This window comes from Microbacterium sp. Gd 4-13, assembly GCF_003095395.1.
Classification (GTDB): Bacteria; Actinomycetota; Actinomycetes; order Actinomycetales; family Microbacteriaceae; genus Microbacterium.
The window spans coordinates 1-6,240 of the sequence record NZ_QEIJ01000017.1; the positions used below are offsets into that span (position 1 = coordinate 1).

A 6,240-nucleotide genomic window follows, 5' to 3' on the forward strand; every position below is an offset into this window, starting at 1 on the left:
CCGTCATGTGACTCCCCACGCCACAGAGGGCCGCTTACGCTGCGATCGGAATAATCCGAGAGTCGGAACAATCGACGTTATGCAGACCTCGGAATAACGTCGACTTTCACCTCTTCGATCGCGATGCGTTCGACCTCACCTGTTACCGGGTGAATTCGACCCGTGAATGCCGGGGCTCGGTTCAACAGTTGGTCGAGTTCTCGGCTCGCGCGGCGAGCGGCGAGGTCTTCGAGTGCTTCCCCTCCGGTGAGCATCAACGCGATGATGAGCCCCGCGACATATTCCTGTACGGCGAGTGTCGCGATCATGGCGATGACCGCAAGAATGTCGAGCCCCCAATGCCCGCGCATCAGATCTTTGAACATGTCGATCGCGGTGATCACGATCACGATACCGAGCACCAAGTATGCGGTGACCCCGAGAGCCATCTCTGCGCCGGTCAGCCAGAGCATAACCCCGGTCGCCAAACCGACGAGCACGAACATCATGAGCTTGCGGTTGCGAAGAAATTCCACCGTCGATGACATTGCGTGTGACGCTTCCGAGGTACGTGGGGCGATGGTCTGGGCTGGCACGGTGCTGTTCTCAGTCTCTCTTCGAGAGGGTTGAGAGTGCGGTGAGCGCGGTCACATCAGTGATCGTGATCCGCCCCTGTTCCTGTTGTGAGATCACCCCGGTGTCGGTGAGTTTGCGAAGTTGCCGACTGAGGGACTCTGGTGTCGTGGACAGGAGCGAAGCGATGTCCTTCTTTGCGAGCGGCAGCGTCACGTCGATGGCTCCTCGCGGCCCTGGCGTCGCAGGGAGCGAGAGCAGGTAATCGGCGAGACGAGAGCTCACGTTTCCCAAGATGACAGAAGCCAGTCGCGCCTCAGTATCATCCAAGCGCTGACTCACTCCTTGCAGCATGCGCAGCCCGATGCTCGGATGCTTCTCGACGAGACGCCCGAGATCGGCATGACGGAACACGCACAGTTCGGTATACACCAGCGCGTCTGCTGCGTGATCGGGTCTCGTGCCGGTGAGAAACGCGGATTCTCCGATGAAGTCGCCCGGCCCGAGGACCCGGATCACCTGCTCGTGCCCAGCCGCACTTGTGCGAGCGATCTTCACCTGACCGGTGTGCACCACCATCAACTGCGACATCTCCGAGCCTGCTGTATACGCCTGCTCGACAGCGTCTAATCGGACGGTACGTGCAAATCCCGCAACTTCCACTTGCTGCGCATGTGTGAGCCCTTGAAACAGTGGTACACGGGCCACGCAGAGATCATTTGCTGGATCAGCATCCACATCGGTTGAAACAGCCAACGGCACCCTTCCCTTCCCTTCTAGTATGGCGACTCGTGGCACAACACCCGCGCTTCAGCTGAAGCCAGGGGTGGCGCGTGCAGTGATGTACGCGTGGGGCGTCCGCGGGTTCGAGCGCTGCCCGATCACCTCGAACCCGGCGTGGGTGAGGGCTTCGACCATTTTGTTCATCGGCCACCGGTATGCGGCGGCGATCGGATGGTCGAATGCCTCTAGCCGCGGCCCCGCGAAAAAGGACATCAGCAGCGATCCGCCGTCACCCAGCCGAGTGCGCAGTGTTACGAGCGCGTGTAGGAGCTCTTCTAAGCTCATGTGAATGGTCGAATACCAGGCGAGGATCCCGCCCCAGCGGGTCTCGCAACGGGCGAGATCTTCGATGGAATCGTGATGGAACACAACCGCGGGATGTCTGGCTCGGGCAATCGTGATGAGGCGATCCGATGGCTCGAGCCCTTCCACCGTGTGTCCGAGGCGTGCGAGGTGACCGGTCCAACGCCCGGTACCCGCGCCGACATCAAGAATGGGGCCATCGACTGCCGCGGCCCACGGCTCGATGACCGCACGATCAGGGTCATCCGGTGAGATCTCGGCACCGAGAATGCCCTCGATATCAACCTCAGGCGACCCGTATGCATCGGCCACCCGGTTTATTAAGGCCACAGGATCAGACGTCCGTGCTGCTGTGAATACGGCGTCCGTCGGTGCCTCAGGCCGCTGAGTCATGGTTCGATGATCACTTTGCCAGCAGTGTGCCCAGCCTCCACCATGGCGACGGCCTCCGCAGCCCGATCGAGACTGTACCGGTCCGTCACCTGCGGATCGATGAGACCGTACTGGGCGACGCCGGTGACCTTCTCGAGCCCTTCACGCGTGCGCACCACCGCTACGCCACCGAGTTGCTGCACGGTGGTCGGGTCTGCGGTACTGATGATGACGCTCGGGTCTTTGGCGACGACCGCGAGATCACGAAGCGCCTGCCCACCGACCAGGTCGATGAGCACATCAACACCCTCCGGCGCGATGGCACGCACCCGGTCAGCCGCACCCTCCCCGGAGGCAACGAACGTCGCACCGGTCGACTCCACCAGTTCCTGCTTCGCTGCACTGGCCACACCGATGACCGTGAACTTGTGCACATTGCCGATCTGCGCCGCCATCAGCCCGACCCCACCTCCGGCGCCAAGAATCAGCATCGTCTGACCAGGTTCCAGCTCGATCTGATGCGTCACGTCATACGCAGTCGCCCCTGCGACAGGCAGTGCTGCAGCGTCAGCAAAGGAAAGCTCTTCGGGCTTCTGGACGGTTTGTGCCGCATCCAACACCGTGTGCTTCGCGAACGTTCCCTGTCCTTTGGCCGCGAGGCCGAGCACCATGTCACCGACAGCGAAGTTCTCGACCTCTGCGCCTACGGCGGTGACGACACCGGAGGCCTCTCGGCCCATCGGTGCGGGAAGCGGCCAGTGGGAGCCCATCTGCCCCGCACGGATCTTCCAGTCAGCAGGGTTCACCCCGGCCGCTTTCACTTCGATCGCGAGCTCTCCAGGCCCAGGCGCCGGAGCGGGGCGTTCAAAGAGTTCCTGCGTCTCGGGGCCGCCATAGGCGGCGAAGACCAGCGCTTTCGACATTATTGACTTCTCCTCATTCTCCAGGTGAGTGACACTTACGTGGTTGCCTGTGGCGGAGCGTCTTCACCCGAAGCCTCTGCCGCATCAGCGAGTTCCTTCGTGGCATACTCCGCGTCAATTGCGTGCTCCGGAGGTGAATAGACGGTGTAGAGCACCAAAGGCTCATCGCCAGTGTTGCGGAAGTTGTGGCGAGTACCGGCCGGGACAGCGCACAGGTCGCCAGCATCAACGGTGTGCGTCTCGCCGTCAAGGTCGGCCTCTCCGCTGCCCGACACAAAACTCAGCAACTGGTCGGTGGTGTCATGCACCTCGTCGCCGATCTCCCCGCCCACCGGAATCGTCATCGCAACGAGTTGGGAATGCTTTCCCGTCCAGAGCACCTGACGAAAATTCGTGTTTGCTTTCGCGACCTCGTCGATGATGAAGTGCGTCGCCTTCTCGCCGACGCTGAACTGGTTCTCACTCATGTGTGTGGTCCTTTCTCAAGATGGAAGTTCGGATGAACTCTGGGCCGTGGCTGGTTCGACCGGGCGGCCTGTTTCATGTGCGGCTCGGGCGCGTTCACTCCTCGACAACGCAGTGGCTCCTTGGGTGTTGCGCAGCAGGCGCATCGCGTTGAGGATTACGATGAGCACCGATCCCTCGTGCACGAGCATGCCGATAGCCATCGTGACACCCCCTGCGAAGACCCCGACGAGCAGCACGACAACGGTGATGAGCGCGATCCAGATGTTCTGGCGCATGACGTTCACGGTGCGTTTGGCGAGGCCGATTGCTTCGGGCAGTTTCAAGAGGTTGTCGCCCATCAGGGCAATGTCTGCCGTCTCCACGGCCACCGCTGAGCCCGCTGCCCCCATGGCAACACCAATGTCGGCGGTCGCGAGGGCCGGGGCGTCGTTCACGCCGTCGCCCACCATCGCGACCGTGTGCCCCTCGCGCTGCAGCCGCGCGACAGCGTCGAGCTTGTCCTCGGGTAGCAACGAAGCATGGATCTCATCGATACCGACCGCCTCACCGATGGCTTCGGCGACAAGGCGCGTATCTCCGGTGAGCATCACCACCTTCTGCACCCCGCTAGCGTGCAAGCGCCTGATCATCTCGGGGGCATCCTCGCGGATCGTATCTGCGACACCGATTACGCCAAGCACGCTCTCATCGACCGCGACAATCATGGGGGTCTTGCCTGCCGCTGCCAGTTTGTTCGCAGCCACAGCCGCCCCCGCGTCGTTCACGATCCCGTACTGTTCGAGCAGCGGCAGGTTACCGATGAGTACCCGCTTGCCGTGAGCGTCGGCCACGATCCCCTTGCCCACGACCGGTGTGACCGATCCCGGAAGGCCCTCGGGGGCCACTCCTTCTTCTCGTGCGGTGTCGAGGATCGGGCGGGCAAGTGGGTGCTCGGACCCTGCTTCTGCGGCGGCTGCCCAGCGAAGCACCTCGCGCCGATCCGCTTCAGGATTGAGCACAACGATGTCGGTGAGTACCGGGCGGCCCTCGGTGAGAGTCCCCGTCTTATCGACTGCGACGGCCGAGATCTTGGCCGAGGTTTCGAGGTACTCGCCGCCCTTGATAAGAATCCCGTTGCGGGCCGAGCGGCCGATTCCCGCTACGATCGCCACGGGAATCGAGATGACGAGCGCGCCCGGGCAACCGATCACGAGCAACGTGAGGCCGAGCACTACGTCACCAGAGATGAGGCCCGCCGCAAGCGCGAGTACCATCACCGCGGGCGTATACCACTTCGAGAATCGGTCGATGAATGCCTGCGTTTTCGCTTTCGCATCCTGCGCTTCTTCGACACGGTGAATGATGCGCGCGAGCGTCGTGTCGGCTCCGATGCCGGTCGCCATGACCTGTAGGAATCCGCCCCGCGAGATCGTGCCCGCAAACACGTGATCTGACTTCGTCTTTTCGACAGGGATCGACTCACCCGTGATCGATGCCTCGTCGATCGCTCCGGTGCCTGACACGACCTGCCCGTCGACGGGAACTTTCGCTCCGTTCTTTACGAGCACGATCTCGCCCATGCGCACCTGATGTGCGGCGATCTCGACCTGCTCACCGTCGCGCATCACGACTGCAACGTCGGGGGCCACCGCGACCAACTCAGCGAGCGCTGCACGGGTCTTGTTCATCGTGCCGGCTTCGAGTGCGTGACCGATCGCGAAGAGGAACGTCACGGCGGCAGCTTCCCAGAAGTTGCCGATGAGTGTCGCGCCGATCGCTGCAATCGATACGAGCAGGTCGATACTGATGAACTTTACGAGCAGTGCCCGGACGGCCTTCACGACGATTCCGTACCCCGCGACAATTGCTGCGGCGAGCATGAACGCGTTCGCAAGGGTAAACACATGACCAGAACCGTGGGCGTGTTCGCCAGCGTCGATCCACCATTGCGGACCGACCGTGACGTTCCAGCTGCCGCCGAAGAGCTTTTCGACGCCGAACGACACGAGAATGAGGAGGCCCGAGACAACGGGAATGAACCAGTTGCCATACCGCCACTTACGGAACGCGTTCACGAATGTGCCGCCTTTCGAATTGGTGAACTTAGTGCGTGAGGAGCCGTTTGGCTAGAACGCGGAGGCCTTCGACTTATAGCCGGCCTTATCGACAGCAGCAATGAGATCGTCGACGGAACTTCTTGTCTCATCGTGGTCGATCTCAACGCGACCCGAGGCGAAGTGCACCGTCACGTTCTCGACGCCATCGAGCTTGCCGACCTGCTTCTCGATCTTGGTCACGCACGACGGGCACGAGAAACCCTCGGCGCGCAGCAGAGTGTGGGTGGTGTCAGTAGCGTTCGCCATGATGAGTCCTTTCGCTTCACCCCGAAACGGGGATCGACCAGGAGGTTCCTGGCCTTCACGACCCAGACTATTGTGTTGACAGAGCCTCAGCCTTGACCTAGATCAAGTCGTGCTCGGAGCTCCTCTCTGTGGCTCACCAGCTACTTGGGTGCCGCGAGTCGCTTCTTGGTTGATCTGCTGGGCGCCATGAAGGTCTACAAGACCGAACTGATCCGTCAGCAAGGCCCTGGCGGACGGTCGAGCAGGTCGAGCTTGCGACCCTCGAATACGTGCGGTAGTGGAACCATGAGCGGCTCCACGGGGAACTCGATATGCGTACTCCGATCGAGGTCGAACAGGCGTACTACGCTGAAACCGAGACGCTTCTGTCACCGACCGGCTGACAGGGAAACCGGTCGGAACAAGAACCAGGCCAATTCAGTCGATGATCACCGTCACGTACTTGTCGCCGAACCTGGTGTGCCGCCAGACGTGCTCATCGACGCCGATCGTGGTGA

Annotated in this window: 7 protein-coding genes; all 7 read right to left on the bottom strand. The window is 61.8% G+C overall.

Annotated features, from left to right (window positions below; genetic code table 11):
- Positions 1-77: 77 nt before the first annotated feature.
- The 7 genes from DEA06_RS16260 to DEA06_RS16290 all read right to left on the bottom strand — a co-directional run bounded on the left by DEA06_RS16260 (position 78) and on the right by DEA06_RS16290 (position 5,743).
- Positions 78-575: a hypothetical protein gene (locus DEA06_RS16260; RefSeq protein WP_346427041.1), complete on the bottom strand. Its 498-nt coding sequence runs from the start codon at positions 573-575 to the stop codon at positions 78-80.
- 10 nt (positions 576-585) lie between these two features.
- Positions 586-1,314 (bottom strand): Crp/Fnr family transcriptional regulator, encoded by a 729-nt coding sequence (locus DEA06_RS16265; RefSeq protein WP_116649062.1) that lies wholly within the window; start codon positions 1,312-1,314, stop codon positions 586-588.
- A gap of 48 nt (positions 1,315-1,362) precedes the next feature.
- Complete coding sequence (locus DEA06_RS16270) at positions 1,363-1,950, bottom strand: class I SAM-dependent methyltransferase (protein WP_240607001.1); 588 nt, start codon at positions 1,948-1,950, stop codon at positions 1,363-1,365.
- A gap of 77 nt (positions 1,951-2,027) precedes the next feature.
- Complete coding sequence (locus DEA06_RS16275; RefSeq protein ID WP_116649064.1) at positions 2,028-2,933, bottom strand: NADP-dependent oxidoreductase; 906 nt, start codon at positions 2,931-2,933, stop codon at positions 2,028-2,030.
- 35 nt (positions 2,934-2,968) lie between these two features.
- Entirely contained in the window at positions 2,969-3,400 is a 432-nt protein-coding gene (locus DEA06_RS16280; protein WP_017791817.1) for a cupin domain-containing protein, read from the bottom strand.
- 15 nt (positions 3,401-3,415) lie between these two features.
- The gene (locus DEA06_RS16285) at positions 3,416-5,455 is read right to left on the bottom strand and encodes a cation-translocating P-type ATPase (protein WP_116649065.1); all 2,040 of its coding nucleotides are present in this window, start codon (positions 5,453-5,455) and stop codon (positions 3,416-3,418) included.
- A 51-nt stretch (positions 5,456-5,506) separates the two neighbouring features.
- A complete protein-coding gene (locus DEA06_RS16290) occupies positions 5,507-5,743 on the bottom strand; it encodes a heavy-metal-associated domain-containing protein (RefSeq protein ID WP_017791819.1) in 237 nt (78 codons plus the stop codon).
- Positions 5,744-6,240 lie beyond the last annotated feature (497 nt).

What these genes read in the sequence shown, in the direction of transcription:
- DEA06_RS16290 (WP_017791819.1), bottom strand. Translation starts at nt 5,743, where the DNA reads ATGGCGAACGCTACTGACACCACCCACACTCTGCTGCGCGCCGAGGGT.
- DEA06_RS16275 (WP_116649064.1), bottom strand. Translation starts at nt 2,933, where the DNA reads ATGTCGAAAGCGCTGGTCTTCGCCGCCTATGGCGGCCCCGAGACGCAG.
- DEA06_RS16280 (WP_017791817.1), bottom strand. Translation starts at nt 3,400, where the DNA reads ATGAGTGAGAACCAGTTCAGCGTCGGCGAGAAGGCGACGCACTTCATC.